Origin of the sequence: Pseudoalteromonas sp. C2R02, assembly GCF_018860845.1 — a bacterium.
Classification (GTDB): Bacteria; Pseudomonadota; Gammaproteobacteria; order Enterobacterales; family Alteromonadaceae; genus Pseudoalteromonas.
In genome coordinates, this window is sequence record NZ_JAHKQC010000055.1 from 120370 (window position 1) to 136607 (window position 16238).

Consider the following 16238-nt stretch of genomic DNA (forward strand, 5'->3'; position numbering starts at 1 on the left):
TCTGCACTGGTTTTTGTTTTTGCTTTTACGTGGCTGAAGCCCCGTCTATCATTGCTTTGTGCATTGTTATTAAAAAAGCGCGCTTGAAACCGAGCCTACAACGGAGGTGAATTCAAACTTACAAGATATTTACTTAAATTTTTCCAATAAAAAAGCGAGCCTAAGCTCGCTTTTTTCATATCAAATCAATAATCAAAAGATTATGTCATTAAAAATGGTTTACTAACCGCCGAAGATACCAACGAAACCACGATCTTGCTCAGTTACAACTTTGTATGCTGCGTATACTTTGATGTCATCTGCAGGAGCGTTTACAGTAAGGTCGATAGCAACTTTACCTGAAGTAACACCAGCGTCAGATTTGATAGCGTCCATTACTGCATCACGGATGTTATTAACACCTGGAGTGATAGTAGAAACAGCAACTTCAATTGTATTCCATGCTGTATCAACACCTTCAAGCATGTAACGAACTGTAAGGTCACCAGTTTGAGTACCAACGTTAGTAGCACGCATGATTACAGCAGTGTTATCACCGAAAGGCATGTAAGGGATCATAACGTTTGCGCCGTTAAGAGTCCATTCACCAGCATCAGCACCAGAAACAATTGTTTTAGTTGCTTTAGTTGAAGTACCTGAACCATCTTCTTTAGTACCGTGATCTGTGTATGCAACAACAGCGTCAGCAGTGAAAGATTGAGTTGCTAATGCCATATCTGATTTAAGACCATCTTTATCAGAAATGTTGATAGAAACAGTAACTGCTTCTGTATCAGCATGCTCTACAACAATTGCAGTTTCAGATACAGATTTAACTGCGATTGAAGAACCGCCAGCTGTAGCTGTTACTTTAGTAGTTTGAACACCATCTTTAGTGCTATCAGTATCTAAGAAACCAAAAGAACCATTTACAGTGTAAGTGTAAAGAGTTGGAGTTGCAATGTAAACGTAATTAACTAATGATGAACCAGTACCAGTTGAAGTAGCATTTTTAGGAGTAAGAGTTACTGTATCTGTAACTATTGTAGCATTCGCTTCAACAAAAGATAAACGCTGTTCATTTACATTGATAACAGCATCAAATTTATCAGATACAGAACCTGAGAACTGTGAACCAGTAGTAAAGATAGTAGCTGTAAGTTTAGAACCGCCATTATCGATTTCGAAACCAGTTGAAGTTTCTGCAGAATAAGTAACTGTAGCGTTACCGCTAGCTAGTACTGATTTAGCAGTAAATTCTAAAGCTGTAGAAGCTGAATCTTCAAAAGCAACTGTAGCTTTTACTGTAGTATCAGCAACAGTAAGATCAGCAGCAGCGTCTGAGTAAGATAATTCAGTAACACGGTAAGTTGCAACACCTGCTTCAGCACCTAATTTACCAAGTACTAACGTATCGTTAGTATTAGGCATAGTTGCTTCGATTGAGATCGGTGCACTATCTGCATCTAAATCAGCACCAGAGAAGTTAAACTTAAGAATATCACCAACAGTGTATTCTGCACCTAAAGCAACTTCAATTTTGCTTGCTTTAACAGTAGATAAAGAAGCTGAACCCTCTAAAGAGATAACTTTTGAAGCAGTTTCAGTTTTAATATCAGCAGCTAGAGCAGTTGTAGACGTTGCAGCTACAGCTAGAGCTAGTAGTGTTTTTTTAAACATTTTTATTTCCTTTGTTTCATGAAACTTGAAGTATTATTCCAAATACTCAAGATTTTATTTTATGTTAATTTGCGCTTAGGGCATTAACACTTTTGTATTAACACTTAGGCCGTCGCCTAAGCGACTTCAAACAAGAACTAATATTAAGCAATAACCCCTAATATTGTCAAACATTATTAGCTATGACTAAAAGTAATTCTCATTACTTTTAGCCTAAAACTTAACAAATATTCAATATTAACGTTTATTTTTATTAATTCCGTTTGAAAGGTAACCAATATTTAAACTAAATACAAGTTTAAACAGTTAAATTATAAGATTAATTTATTACTTTTTTACTAAAGTTTGACTTGGGTTAAACCTGCTGCAAATTTTGCTTTAATTTCATCCCACTCATCAGTTGATTCTATTATTTTTGGTGTCACTAATACGACGAGTTCTGTTTTATCTTTATTGTCGTTAGTTGAGTCAAATAACTTACCTAAAATAGGCAAGCTAGAAAAAAATGGTACGCTGGTATCAGTTAATGTACGGTTTTCACTGATTAAGCCACCTAAAACAATTGTTTGCCCGCTTTCTGCGACGACTTCTGTACTGATACTACGCTCAAATATAATTGGTGAACCTGCAACTGAGTCATCGCCGGTTGCTTGGTTACTAATACTTTGGTCTATCTCCATAATTACTACACCACGGGCGTTGATTGTTGGTTTAACTTTTAAATCAACCCCTGTTTTACGATAAACTACTGAGCTTTTTGCGCCGTTTACCGGATCTGTAATGATTTCACCAACCGTAGGAATATCATCACCCACAGTAATATTTGCTTGCACACCATCGCGTACTAACAATGAAGGACGAGATAATACGTTTACATTTGTATTAGTTTGTAACAAATTAAATGTTAAACTACCTTTACTACCCGACAATAAATAAGTTAACCCTGCACTGCCGCCCGATAAATTAAAGCCACCAACCTCTTTGGCATCACCTTGGTTAGTTAAAACAAAGTCAACTCCTTGTTTATAGGCATCAGTCAATTTTACCTCAGCTATCATCACTTCAAGTAATACTTGTTTAGGCATAACATCTAAACGTTTAATTAAAGGCAGTATTTGTTGGTATTTGTCGCCTGTTGTATGAAAAATTAACGAGTTTGTTCGCTCGTCTACTACTAATTTCATATCATTATTACTGGCTGTAATACTGGCTGACTTATTAGTATTAGGCGTATTACGTGTACGAGTATTTTGTGATGCCGCCGATGTACTGCTAGAAATTGACGCAGATACACTTGAACCACCTATTAATGTTTGCAAACTTTCGCCTAAGTCGGTAGCTCGGGCAAATTTAGGCGGATATATAAAGTACTGTAACTGATTACCCGATGGTGGCTGATCTAACTTATTAGCCCAAAATACTACGCGGTCGATTACTTGTTGGTTATTGGCAAACAATACTATGCTACCAATGCGCTCAAGCGGCACAATAGCCACCGCTTTATCTGCTAGGCCTTTAACATCAACAGATATGCCTTCTTGCTTTAACAATAGTGGTAATCTGCTAACTAAGTCATCGGTAGAGACATATTGACCTTGATAAATTGAAATTCTGCGATCTTTTAATTTTGGCTGATCCATTAAAGTAATAAACTCTAATGCTTTTATAATTTCTTTGCGTTTACCTTTTAAAATAATTGCGTTGCGCTCAAAGTCTGGTGTTATGCCAATATTAACTATTTTTTTAAGGTTGCTTGCTAAGCTTGTTTGCATGCCAAAGTGAAATGGTACTAATTGCACTATGGTGCCTGATGTATTTGGAATATCTTTTAATTTATTACCATAACCATAAATAATATTGCCTACCGCATTACCTTCTTTGCTTTTATGTATGTAATAAATACCATCTTGCATTCTTATTACAAAGCTACGGTCTTCTAATACTTGCTCGCTTAAAGAAAACAGCTTTTGTTCACTGATTTTATTTTGAATATTTAAACTAACCACTTTATTATCGGCTTTTACATCTTGGCCTAATATGTAATTTACACCTAATAACTCGCCAAATACGTAATGTAAATAATCTTTTAGTGATAAGTCATCGGCTGTAAGTTGCACTAGCTTGTTTTTGCTAAATTGACGTGTTAGGTCTACCTTTTTTTCTTTTTTCTCTTCATTAATTGATAAAGGTGTAATGCTTTCTACATTCGCTTTAGCGGGTGTGTTTTGTTGATTTATTTTTTGTTTATCGACTTCAATGCCATCTAAGGTTACTGATACATTTTTATTTGATAAATATGAGTCTGGGGCTTTAACCGATGTCGGAAAACTTGTTGAACAGCCAGATAACAACACCAGCATGATAGAATTAATTGTGAATATTTTTTTAAGTGTCATTACTTGTCTCTGTGTTTATCTTGGCGATTAGTATTGCATGCAAAATGCGTATTAATGGCTAATTTATTTTTTATTGCGTTGATACATCATTAAACTGACAATGCGTTTGCTCTCTAAACTATGCAAATCAATTTTTGTATTGTGAATTATATTGAGTTTATAACCATAAATATCGCTTTGATTAATAAACTTTGTAACCTTTTTTGTCTTGGTTTTTTCGTCTAATACTTCTATTAATGCGTATTCTTGATTTTGCTGCGTGATAATGGCACGTAATTTTAATTGATGGTTTTTAGTAAAAAGTACTAACTGATCGCCCTCTTGATCACTTGGCCGTTTTGGCACTACTTTTTTAGGTTTAGTCGTTTTAGGCTTTGGCTTTGGCTTTGGCTTTGGCTTAACAAAAAAGTTTTTATAACGTGCATTTAGATCACTATTAAAGTTTTGAGTTAATTGTGGTGCAGCCAATATTGCAACTTGAGTATCGTTTATGTTACTTGCTTGCATTATATCATTATTTAAAGCGTATCGGCTGCTATCAAATAATACCCATATAATTGATAAGACAAAGGCGACTTGTACTGTTTTACTTTTTACAAAAGAAACTAAATTCACTTTACACCCCAGCCTGTGTATTTTTCACATAAAAAGATAAAGTCACTCGTGCATCCATAGTGCCTAGATTAGTTGCAGATTGCCTTTTTATTTTATAATTGAATTCAGAGATTTCGTGATAAGGTTCTTGAGACTCTAAAAAGGTCATCGCTTTAATTAAGTTAACTGTAGAGCCTGTAAAACGTAATTTTGCTTGGTAATGCAGTGCATTAAGTTGCTCTAACTTATTAACTGGCTGCCAACCAAAATTACTTACTCTAATAGAATATTTTTCTAGCATGGTTTCAATATGTTTTTGCTGAGATATTTTAAACTGTGCCTCAGGCGAAAAAACATAAAACAACTTAGATGCAACTGCAGTATTGGTTTGTAGCTTAGCTAATAAATCACTATTTGAGGATTGACCCGAAATTACTGAGTTAATTTTGGTTAGTTTTTTATTTAACTGGTTAATATTTGTTTGTTTTGCTTCTTGCCAATCATAAATAGGCACGATTATAAATTTAGCCAGTATTAATAGTGCAACTAAACTTAATAAAAATTTATATTGTTTTAGCTCAGCCATTTTTTTGTTCCTTAACAGCTGCTTGCTGAATATTTTTATTTTGTGCTAATTTTAGTTTTGCTAAATTCAAATTAAAGCTAATAACAAATACATCTATATCTTTACGTGAGCGAGTTGGGTAATCAAATTTAGCATCTTCAAGATAGGGTATTTTGCTTAATTGCTCTAATAGTAATGTGGCTTTAGTTGTAGAGCCACGCAATACAGTACGACCGTTCACCATGCGAATATTAGTGAATTTTACTTTATCAAAAAAATCATGCACAACTAACCATAATGCTGACGTTGCTTGTTTGCCCTCTAATAAATCGGCAATTGCTGTAAATTGTTGTAATTGTTGATCTACATTTTGCTGCACGTTTAAAGCGCTATCAACACTTTCGTTATGACTTGCTAACTGCTTTTTTAAATCGGCTTCTTGATAAACTAAATACCCACTGGCTATCGCCATATAACTTGCAAAAACAACAGAAAAAGGGATTAGCAGCTTTTTAAGAATATTGAGTAATTTATCGTTATTTGGCTTTTCAACCAATGACATCACTTGATTAAGATTTAACTTTTTAAGGCCACACGCTAAAACACTCGCTAAATCACTTGGTTTTATTTGTATTGCATCTGCTTGCTGAGCAACACCCACTGACATCGCAAACTTATTTATGCTATTAATAATTGGTGATGCAAGCGATGAGTGAACTGTATTATTGCTTGATGCGATATATAAAGCGGGTTGACACTGAATTTCAGCTGTAGATTGCGGCGATAATAGTAAACCAACTAATAAACTTTCAGGAATACATACCAAGCTCTCTGGGCATTGTTCTGAAAACTGCCATACATTTACGAGGGCATTGCCGTCTTGTATTTGCATGATATGAAAAAATGTTTTTGGTTGGTCTTGAAACTCTAATTTGAGCAGTTTTGTAAGTTCGGCTTTATCGTCTATCGGATATTTATTAACTTTTTCACTGTAATATTTTCGTGAGATAATAGTAACTAAACTCGATTGCTCAACTGCTTCTGAAGCAGATAGTTCAAGGCTGTTTTGATCGTTAGCAATAAAGCGATTATGCTGACCATCAAAATAACTTACTGAAGAACAAATAAGTTTTTTGTAAGCAGCTGGTAAAGCTTCTGTTTTATCTGTTAAATTCATTAAGTTACTGCATCTTCTTAGTTATTAATCACGATTGGATAGAATATTTATAGGTGGCTGATCTTGCTCAGCATAAGGCTGAAGGTCAAAGGTTAGTCTGCGTTTTGCTCGTGACTGCCCAATAATATTAATCAGCTCCATTGATAAATAATTAGAAGTTGCAAAAAACATCTCCTCGTTTTCATCTAATCCAGTTATTTCTTTAAATCTTCTTCTAGTTAAGGTTTTATCTGACCTTTCACTTAATACACGCTCTGCTGTTGTCTTACCCACTAACGCATTCAACAAGGTTTGTGGTGAGTTCATAGGGTTAAAATTCCCCTTACGAAACATTGTTGTATTTTCGAGTAATATATCAAGTAACTCTGGCGTCATATCTTTAACATATTTAAAATCGCTAATATCTGGCACCATGCCATTACGTATGCGATCTAAAGTACCGTATTGAGAAAATTCAGCACCATTAGCGCGCTTAATATTATCAATATCTTGCCAATCTAACAAGCTATCTATCATGGTGTCGGCTTGTGAAGATGACTGCCCTTGATATTCTAATAATTTTTTAATCAGATCTCTTTCAAGGTAGTGCGCATTGAGTAAACCAGACTGATCTTGGATTTTAACTTGCACTCCCGAAGGCAATGTAAAAATTTCATCATGAAAATTCCACATTTTTTTTATTTCGCTATTACTTGTATCGTTAGTTAAACGTGACGTGAGCTGTTTTTTTTCGGTAAATAATGCAAATAAAACTTCAGCTTGCGCGCCTTGAATATTAACTTGCCCTTGAGCTTTATCATTTGAAAGTTGTGCAATAGCAACTTGTTCTTTGGCTGTATTTGACAAGTATAAAGCTAATACAGTCATAATGGCTGTAATTAACAATACCTGAATTAGTGCAACACCTTGCTGATTAAATTTCATGATTATGAGTCTGAATTAATATAAGGAGAGAGCCAATGAGATACTTCTTGCTCTAAGGCAATGCTCACACGATAGGTTTTATCTTGCTGTGTTAGCACTAGCTCAAATTTACTAGGCGTATAGCGACGGTCGATCCCAGAATAACTAGTATACCAAGATTCTAAATTCGTAGTTGATGCACTTTTAGCATTTAAACTCGCCCAGCCGTAATAACTAAATTCTACTTTATCTAAATTTTGAAATAGGGTTTGGGTTGTATCAAAGGTAATGTTTTGATCTGTGCCTTTAAGTAACAAGTTATCGCTTAAGCTTGCCTGGTAAATTAAATCAAAACTGCCATTTTCGTTTGCTAGACTTTCTAAACGAAAGATCTCCCCTGAAGTTCGGCTATAAAAACCACTGCGAGAGACCGCTAATAAGCTGTCGGTTGCACCAATAAAAAAGAATGAAGGTGACTGTTTACTATCAACAATAACATGAGGGTGAATACCTTCTAGTACTCTTTGTAATAAAGCTAACTTTTTGCTGTGCTCTAAATTAACGTTAAATTGCCCAAGTTGTTTATTCCAGCGTTCTGAAATAATGCTGTAACTGTAAGAGCCCGTAAATAACAATAAACTTACAATAGTAATAGCGATCAGTAATTCAACAAGTGTAAAACCAGACCTATTTTTTTGAGATAACATAATTAATATAGCCTCCAGCTTAACTCACTAAATTGATATTGTTTTTGTGTTGTTTTGTAGCTAAATGTTAAATTGACCTGCCATAACTGATATTCTTTTTTTGAGTGAACAAATTTACCGCTGTCTATATCTAACTTTTTAGGTGCCTTTTTACTTTGCACTATATTAGCCTGCCAATTGTAATCTACATCCCATATTTTAGCTTTTTGTGTGATGCTAGTTTGACCTGTGGTACCAAGCTCTTTTATATCAGCTTGAATAGTTGATAATACGGCAGGTAATACACCATTAATCATAATATGTGCATTGGCTTTTTCACTACTAAGAAATGCACCACGGTAAACCATAGATACCATAGCAATAGACGCAAACAAAATAACCGTAGCAATTAAAACTTCAATTAATGTAAAACCAGTTTGAGATGATTTTTTTATTTTTTGATTAGCTGCTTTCATTTATTAATCAGCCACTGAAAATGTAAGTACGGGAGTATGTTCTGCTTCATTGGTATTTATTTCACCATTCACCCAATCAGTTAAGTTATAACTTACAGTTTGATTACGATAGCTAGTATGCAACGAAGTGGGTGTTACAAAGCCATTACCATTAAAAAACAATGTTTGCGGTTGAAAAAATAAAAATTCAAATTTAACCACTTTAAGCGGTGTTGCAGAATTTAGTTCAGTATAAAGAGAAGCTTGCTTGCCTGAAAAAACAAGATTATGCGCTTGGCCTGTGAAATAAGCGCGAGATGAAAGCTTTTTTAACCAATTTTGTACTGTTAATAACTCTTCTTTAGCCTTTGCTTTATCAACACTGTTAATAGCCAATGAGCCAACCATGCCCATAAGTAAAGCAACAATAGACATCACAACCATGAGTTCAATTAAAGTAAAACCAGTTTGTTTTTTCACAAAGGTATTCCTTTACTCGCTAAAATATAAATCAGCTTTTAGTTTTAACTGATTCAATTTCAGCCTCAAGCATAGCTAACTTTTGTATGATTCGATCTTGGGTTACATTCATCTTATTACGCTCAATATCCATTAATAAAATTTTAATAAGCGCAGCACCCAATCCTATTATTAAAGGTATTATTGGTGGATAGGATATACCTACAGCATGTCCTAGCCAGTCTACAACAATAGGGAAAGTACCTAAAAACAAAACTATTAATGCCACAAAAGACCAGCGAATTGCTTGACGTGGTGCTAAGTGATCTCGTCTAACCAATAAATAAATTGTGACAGCTAAAACAACGCCAATAATAGAAGAAACGATTTGTGGATTAGTCAATGTTATGCAGCCTTGTAATTCTATTTATATATTTTTCTTTTTTTGTTGGAAATGCTTTAGCAACTGATAAAAAGCCACTATAAATTAAATAGTAAGTTACAGCTCTCCATGAATAAAATATTCGAGATATGCCAGTTTCTCGTTCACTCATAGGGACAGAGGCTTCAACAACCTTTAACTGCATATTTCGCAGCATAAGTAATACGCCAATACATTGATATTCAAACATAGTGGCTTGTTTTGAAATTAAACAAGTTAAAGCTTTTTTATTATATAGGCGAAAGCCAGAGGTAATATCATTTACATCTAAACGATTGAGCGTTTTAAAAAATCGCCAAGCAATATGCCTACCTGTACTGCCTCGGCTAGTGCAATTACCAACAATTACATCAGCACCTTTTTTATATTGCGCAACTAATAATTGGATATTAGCAGCATCATGCTGACCATCGGCATCCATAGTAACAACAACTTCAAAACCAAGTTTATAGGCATACCTAAGCCCTGCTTGAGTTGCCTTCCATGCACCTAAGTTTTGTATGTTGCTTAAAACAATTGCACCAGCTCTTTTTGCTAGGTTAACTGTATTATCATTACTCGCATCATCAACAACTATGATTGTATAACCTAATTTAACAACGCAAGATACAACATCTGAAATTGTTAAAGATTCATTCATAGCTGGCATGACGATACAAATATCGCTATTTTTCAAATTATTAAAATGCCTATATTAAGTTGAAAAGCATTATACGAGAATTACAAGGAAACTTCGAGTTATTCATTTTTAAGTTAACTAAGCTTTAGGCTTAAAGTCTATTCATTTTAAATATTGCGATACACATCAAGTATTTTTTTCGCTGTTTTAGCAATACTGAAATCAGAATTAAAACGCGTATTCGCTGCTTTTCCGAAATTAATTAATAGCTCTTTGTTTTTTTGCGCAAAATTAAGGGCATCATATAAAGCACAAGAGGAATGAGGTTCAATAACAATACCTGTTACTTGGTCTTGAACAACCCAAGACATACCACTCCCCTCAACACTTGTGACTAGAGCTGGTTTTGATAGCCTTGCAGCCTCAAGTAATACCAAACCAAATGCTTCTGTTTTTTCAATTGAAGGTAAACAAAGTAAGTCACAATTTAAAATACGATTATTTAAAGTATTATCATCCACACTTCCCAGGAAGTTTACACGATCGGTTAACTCAAACTGTAAAACCAATTGTTTTAAATTTACCTCTAACTCACCGACACCAATTATATTTAACTCTACGTTTGGTAAATTAGCCATCGCGTGTAATAAGTACTTATGCCCTTTATAGTAAGTTAATCGACCAACAATCAATAAAGAAAGCTTTGGATTGTTTTTAACAACTGGAGCTGCGGTCACCACTTTAGATAAACCTAAAGGTACAACATAAGACTTATTCTTAAAATCAGATAAAGGTTTACTACTCTCTAAATAATTTGGTGATGTGGCAATAATTGCAGCTGACTTTTTTAGTAATAGCCGCTCAAATATTTTATACCCTTTATAAGCAATTTTAATGCGCCAATCAGGTACAGCACCCAAGACATCTGAATGCCAATGAATTACCCAAGGAATACTTCTTGCTCGAGCACTAAATAAACAAAAAAATGCAGATAAGTTTGGCATGTGAATATGTAAAACATCTGGATTTTGGGTTTTAATCGTCCGGTTTAATTCTTTAATAAAACTTGGGGATATTGGAGAGTAAAGAAGCGTGAACCACTTTTTTATTCGATTTACTTTTACATTTTTAATCGTTTCATTTTGCGTTTTTTTATTATTTAAGTGCTGATGAACCAATAAGGAAGCGTTCACTTCACTCTGATAAACATCGCTTTCAACTAAGTCTTTTGTGTAATTTTCAATTCCACCATGAAATGGAGAGTAATACTTACCAATATGTAAAACGTTAATCATATTCTTCAAAGTGTAATAAAAGTGGTATGATAATTTTTTAACATTTATATATCAAATTAATTTGATATATAAAAACAAGCACACTAAATTCGAGCCTATAATTTCAACACCGAACCCCAATCTGTAGGCGCTGATTTATCTGCGCTTTGGTTTCGATTATGTGACTAACCCAAGCGAAAACACATTGTAGGTTCGTCTTCAGTCGTACTTTTTTATCATTGAAAAGCTAAAGCCTCTCCTACAAAATAACATCCAACTCTAGCTCAACTTATCGACAATTGCTCCCTACATTGTTCTCTACTTACATCCCTGCAAGCAAATTCGAGCCCACTAATTCAACACCAATCCCAACCTGTAGGCGCTGATTTATCTGCGCTTTGGTTTTGATTATGTAACCAACCCTAGCGAAAATACATTGTAGGTTCGACTTCAGTCGTACTTTTTTACCATTGAAAGGCTAAAGCCCTCCTAAAAAATAACATCCATATAGCGCGCATAAATTCGAGCCTACGAATTAAACACAATTCTAATATTCGTCATCTCCGAGGTATTTTATCGGAGATCCTTTTAAAATACCTCAACCTGTAGGCTGATTTATCTGCGCTTTGATTTTTGATTGTGTGACCAACCCTAGCGCGACTTATCGACAATTGCTCCCTGCATTGTTCTACTACTTACATCCCTGTAAGCAAATTCGATCCTACAAAAAAGGCACTTATGATAAGCGCCTTTTTAAAATTCTGATTTGAGCCAACTATCTAATTTGTCTTCTTCTATATATAAAAGTTAACAACATAAACATTATTATTAAATTAATTGGACCACCGCTTTTTTTCTTAGTCGGAGGCTCTACGATTGGCGGTTCAACAACTGCATTTACTGTCACTTGTGAACTACTGTGGTTATTTGATAAGTCATCATCAACATTTTCTGATGATATGCTAACTTGATGCTCACTTTGCCCAACACTCGTTGCTTCAACATTAACAGCTACTGTAATTTCATCATCAACTTTTAACTCAGTTAAAGTACATTTAATCTGTGTAGCCGAAGCTAACTCACAATTTAATAAGCTTTCGTCAATAGAAACTAAAGTACCATTAGCAATAGTGTAATTTATTACAACATTATTAGCCGTTACGAAACCAGTATTACTCATAACTAAAGTCGATTGATAAGCATCACCAACTGTTGCTGTATTTAAAGTTGAAAGCGCCACATTTAAATTAACCGTTTGTGCGCCAAAATCGCCATTACCTTGGTTGAATCTCACTTCATCTGAAACATTGCTATCTTCACTAGTAATAATAATATCTATATCACCATCACCATCTATATCTGCTAAACCTAAGCCATCACTATCAGATGTACTTATTACAGTACCATTGCGTTCGAATGTATTATTTTCAACTAAATTATATATTGTTATACCGCCAGGGTTATTCACTAATAAAATGTCCAGAATATCATCAGCATTGATATCCGCTATGCCTATATCATTTGCTGCTGTATTTGAGATCATAACAAGGTCACCTAATGAATCGCCCCCAAATAACACTCCATTTCCAGAAGCATAACTAATGAATATGTCGTCTATACCATCCAAATTAATATCAGCAACTTCTAACATATTTACATTTGAGATAGATTCAAAAAATTCACTATTAAAGGCACCTGAACCAGTGTTAAACATAATTTCGAGAGCTGATGATTCATAACCAAATGCGATATCAATTAAATTATCACCGTTAAAGTCACCCGTAGTCACAGCTGTTGCATTAAAAGTTTCATCAGTATTATTGTCATTAACCTCTAGCTCACTAACAGAGTTTTTAGCTGAGTAACTTTGCTGTAAAGTAAATGGCTGTAAAAACACTTTATTGCCAACATCTTTACCATTACCAAAAACAAGGTCAATCAATCCATCATCATTAAAATCAGCAGCAGCTATTGAGGAACTTCTCATTTGACCTAATTCAATAATGCTATCAAAATGCCCGGTTCCATCATTTAAGTAATATCCACTTACTGTTTGCCCTGCATTTGCAACCGAAATATCTAAGAAACCGTCATTATTAAAATCAGCGAGTACAACAGCTCTACTATCGCTTCCCTCTCCAAATAATTGTTCTGGCTCAAATACACCAGCACCTTTATTAAATAATATTTTATTAGCTTCATTATTTCGGTTTACAATCACTAAATCAGCTAAACCATCATTATTTAAATCACCAAATGCATTTTCAGCAGTGCTTGATGGCTCTAATAAATCACCATTTTCATCTTCCACTTCTTCAGATACAAATACAGTTAAAGAATCTGTCAATACATTATCAATACTCTGCTGAGTAATACTCATGTTACTGATTACTTCACCTTCGCCTAACTCATTGATAGGTATTTGCAATACAAACTCTATCACCTCATCAATTGCTAATTCCTCAGGTAAGCTACAGGTTATGGTATCTTTAGTATCAATAACTTCAACAGCACAACTTTCTGGCGCTGAAATAACACCACTAGAACCGATTAGCTCAATAGTTAACTGATCTAAAAATGCAGTTGCTGGTCCCGTATTTGTAATGCCATAAGTTAAATCAATATTAGTTCCAACTAACGCGGGGTTGGCACTTGAAACTTGTGATAAAGCTAAATTAGTTTCACCTACTTGATTCACTGTTAAAGTAAACGACTGAGTGACTACCTGCTCAACTATAGAATCGGTTACCGAAACAATGACATTAAATTCTTGATCTAACTCACTCTCGCTAGGTGTACCTGATAAGGTATCTACACTATCAAACTCCAACCAAGTGGGTGTCTCAATTACATTAAACTCTAGTGAATCACCATCAACATCTTCTGCTAGCATTTTATAAGTATATTGAGTTAATACCTGTGTATTTACATTTGCACTACTAGTGAATGAAGGTGCATCATTTACACTACTAATTGTGACCGATACGGTTGCGGTATTAGACGTTAATCCTGCTTTATCATTTACGGTGTAAGTAAAGCTATCAGTTCCAAAGAAGTTTTCCCTAGGTGTAAAGCTCACCTTACCGTTAGTAACTGAAACCGTTGAATTTTTAGCTGTTTCGATGATTTTAATAGAGCTTTTATCTATATCATCAGCGCCATCGATATCTGTATCATTTAGTAATACATCGATTATAACGGCTTCATCCTCATTGCTTTGCGCACTATCATCTGTCGCAATAGGTGCATCATTTAGGTTTTCAACGGTAATTGAAACTATAGCCACATTAGAGTAGTCACCAACTAAATCACTTACTTTATAGCTAAAACTATCCGTACCTACAAAGTTTTCGTTAGGGGTATAAGTTACCTTACCTGAAGCTGCATCAATCTCTGTTAAACCATTAGCAACATCAGATGTAATAACTACACTTGTTGAGTCTAAGTTTTCATTTTCATCAGAATCGTTAGCTAGAATATCAATAGTCACTGAGCTATTTTCATTTACTTTTGCCGTGTCGTTATTCGCAATAGGCGCACTATTATTAACTGTAAAATTAATTGATATTGCATTCGTTGGATTGCCTAAATCATCGCTGAACGCACCACTTGATACCCTAATAGTATAAGCAACGCCAGACTCCAATGATATTGCAGACACTAAGTTAACCTTAGCACTATTTACACTCACATCAGCACCAGAAGCTATAAACGATTTAACCGCTACAGAATCGCCTTGTTTAAATAGTTGTATGCGCTTATCACTACCTGAAACGGCTGCAACATCTTCGTTGAATGTAAAGCTCACATTAATTGATTCAGCTACATTTCCATCTCCCGACTCTGGATTAGAAGATATCAATAGAGGAATGTCATTATCATAAGTTACGCTATATTGATTTGAAGCTTTATTAGCATTTCCGGCATTATCAGTTGTAACATTACTCGCAATATTTACAGTAACTGCTCCGCTTAAAATTGGTGTAACAAATACACTATAACTTTTACCATCATGTGCTATAAAATTACTTAAGGTTGCATTATCAACTGAAATATCTGATGAAGTGAAATTAATCACTAATTCACTAAAGTTAATGTTTGCAGTAAAACCGGCATTCACAACCCCTGAAGCACCTGTTATTTCTACTTCGGGATTTATAGCATCAAACTCAACTTCATATTGGCTCGCCGCTATATTTCCATTACCGGCATTATCAATAACGGAATCTACAGCGATATCTAAAGTAATTAACCCGTGTACTCTTGGGGTCACGTGTACTGTAAATTTATTAGACGAAATAGCGACCAAGTTTTCTACTGTTGCACCAGTGACTAAAATATTACTTAATGCAAAGCCTGATATATCTTCACTAAACGTAATAGTAGCAGTAAATTCATCCATTATAGGGCCTGATACCCCTTTAATATCAACTGTTGGTTGTATATCATCAAACTCAACAGAATATTGCGTGGCTACTGTATTACCATTTGATGCGCTATCAGTTGTAACATCAGCTGCTATATCTAAAGTAACAGAGCCATTTAAACTAGGTGTAGCTAATACAGTATAGACTTGCGCGCTTGTAGCATTAAAGTCACTTAACGATGCATTTGTTGCTACGATATCTGATAGATCAAAGCCAGTGACGTCTTCACTAAAAGTGATAGTGGCTGTGAAAGCTGAATTAACTGGACCTGAATCTCCTGCAATTTCAACACTTGGACTTTCACCATCAAACTCAACTGAATATTGCGCTGCAACCGCATTACCATTTGATGCGCTATCAACTGCAACATCTGCTGCAATATCTAACAACACAGACCCATTTGAGCTAGGTGTAACTAATGCAGTATAAACTTGTGCACTTGTGGTATTAAAATCACTTAAAACTGCATTTGTTGCTGAAATACCTGATAGCTCAAAACCTGTTACATCTTCAGTAAACGTAATTGTTGCTGTAAATGCGGAATTAACTGGACCTGAGTCACCTGAAATTTCAACACTTGGA

At 34.8% G+C, this 16238-nt stretch carries 13 protein-coding genes; all 13 read right to left on the bottom strand.

Annotation, left to right across the window (positions count from 1 at the left end):
* Window positions 1–222: 222 nt before the first annotated feature.
* On the bottom strand, window positions 223–1659 hold the full coding sequence (locus KO527_RS25190) for a hypothetical protein (protein ID WP_216042996.1): 1437 nt from the start codon (window positions 1657–1659) through the stop codon (window positions 223–225).
* A 338-nt stretch (window positions 1660–1997) separates the two neighbouring features.
* Window positions 1998–4055 (bottom strand): secretin N-terminal domain-containing protein, encoded by a 2058-nt coding sequence (locus KO527_RS25195; protein ID WP_216042997.1) that lies wholly within the window; start codon window positions 4053–4055, stop codon window positions 1998–2000.
* Window positions 4056–4118: 63 nt separating this feature from the next.
* Complete coding sequence (locus KO527_RS25200; RefSeq protein ID WP_216042998.1) at window positions 4119–4670, bottom strand: hypothetical protein; 552 nt, start codon at window positions 4668–4670, stop codon at window positions 4119–4121.
* Window position 4671: 1 nt separating this feature from the next.
* Window positions 4672–5235, bottom strand: a complete 564-nt coding sequence (locus KO527_RS25205) for a hypothetical protein (RefSeq protein ID WP_216042999.1) — start codon at window positions 5233–5235, stop codon at window positions 4672–4674.
* The gene (locus KO527_RS25210; RefSeq protein ID WP_216043000.1) at window positions 5228–6391 is read right to left on the bottom strand and encodes a hypothetical protein; all 1164 of its coding nucleotides are present in this window, start codon (window positions 6389–6391) and stop codon (window positions 5228–5230) included. Before KO527_RS25210 ends, KO527_RS25205 begins: the two co-directional genes overlap by 8 nt.
* Before the next feature lie 24 nt (window positions 6392–6415).
* Window positions 6416–7315 (bottom strand): type II secretion system protein GspK, encoded by a 900-nt coding sequence (locus tag KO527_RS25215; protein ID WP_216043001.1) that lies wholly within the window; start codon window positions 7313–7315, stop codon window positions 6416–6418.
* Between the two features lie 2 nt (window positions 7316–7317).
* Window positions 7318–8001: a type II secretion system protein gene (locus KO527_RS25220; protein ID WP_216043002.1), complete on the bottom strand. Its 684-nt coding sequence runs from the start codon at window positions 7999–8001 to the stop codon at window positions 7318–7320.
* Between the two features lie 2 nt (window positions 8002–8003).
* Window positions 8004–8456 carry a prepilin-type N-terminal cleavage/methylation domain-containing protein gene (locus KO527_RS25225; RefSeq protein WP_216043003.1) on the bottom strand — a complete coding sequence of 151 codons (453 nt, stop codon included), beginning with the start codon at window positions 8454–8456 and terminating at the stop codon, window positions 8004–8006.
* Between the two features lie 3 nt (window positions 8457–8459).
* Entirely contained in the window at window positions 8460–8915 is a 456-nt protein-coding gene (locus KO527_RS25230; RefSeq protein WP_216043004.1) for a type II secretion system protein, read from the bottom strand.
* A gap of 31 nt (window positions 8916–8946) precedes the next feature.
* Complete coding sequence (locus KO527_RS25235) at window positions 8947–9297, bottom strand: DUF2304 domain-containing protein (protein ID WP_216043005.1); 351 nt, start codon at window positions 9295–9297, stop codon at window positions 8947–8949.
* Complete coding sequence (locus KO527_RS25240; protein WP_216043006.1) at window positions 9290–10012, bottom strand: glycosyltransferase family 2 protein; 723 nt, start codon at window positions 10010–10012, stop codon at window positions 9290–9292. Before KO527_RS25240 ends, KO527_RS25235 begins: the two co-directional genes overlap by 8 nt.
* 110 nt (window positions 10013–10122) lie before the next feature.
* Window positions 10123–11250, bottom strand: a complete 1128-nt coding sequence (locus KO527_RS25245; RefSeq protein WP_216043007.1) for a glycosyltransferase — start codon at window positions 11248–11250, stop codon at window positions 10123–10125.
* A 754-nt stretch (window positions 11251–12004) separates the two neighbouring features.
* On the bottom strand, window positions 12005–16238 hold a 4234-nt coding region (locus KO527_RS25250), incomplete at its 5' end, for an Ig-like domain-containing protein (RefSeq protein ID WP_216043008.1).

Bases quoted from the DNA above. Each gene is read 5' to 3' on its own strand.
- KO527_RS25195 (WP_216042997.1), bottom strand. From the start codon at position 4,055: ATGACACTTAAAAAAATATTCACAATTAATTCTATCATGCTGGTGTTG.
- KO527_RS25190 (WP_216042996.1), bottom strand. From the start codon at position 1,659: ATGTTTAAAAAAACACTACTAGCTCTAGCTGTAGCTGCAACGTCTACA.
- KO527_RS25215 (WP_216043001.1), bottom strand. From the start codon at position 7,315: ATGAAATTTAATCAGCAAGGTGTTGCACTAATTCAGGTATTGTTAATT.
- KO527_RS25205 (WP_216042999.1), bottom strand. From the start codon at position 5,235: ATGGCTGAGCTAAAACAATATAAATTTTTATTAAGTTTAGTTGCACTA.
- KO527_RS25245 (WP_216043007.1), bottom strand. From the start codon at position 11,250: ATGATTAACGTTTTACATATTGGTAAGTATTACTCTCCATTTCATGGT.
- KO527_RS25225 (WP_216043003.1), bottom strand. From the start codon at position 8,456: ATGAAAGCAGCTAATCAAAAAATAAAAAAATCATCTCAAACTGGTTTT.
- KO527_RS25210 (WP_216043000.1), bottom strand. From the start codon at position 6,391: ATGAATTTAACAGATAAAACAGAAGCTTTACCAGCTGCTTACAAAAAA.
- KO527_RS25220 (WP_216043002.1), bottom strand. From the start codon at position 8,001: ATGTTATCTCAAAAAAATAGGTCTGGTTTTACACTTGTTGAATTACTG.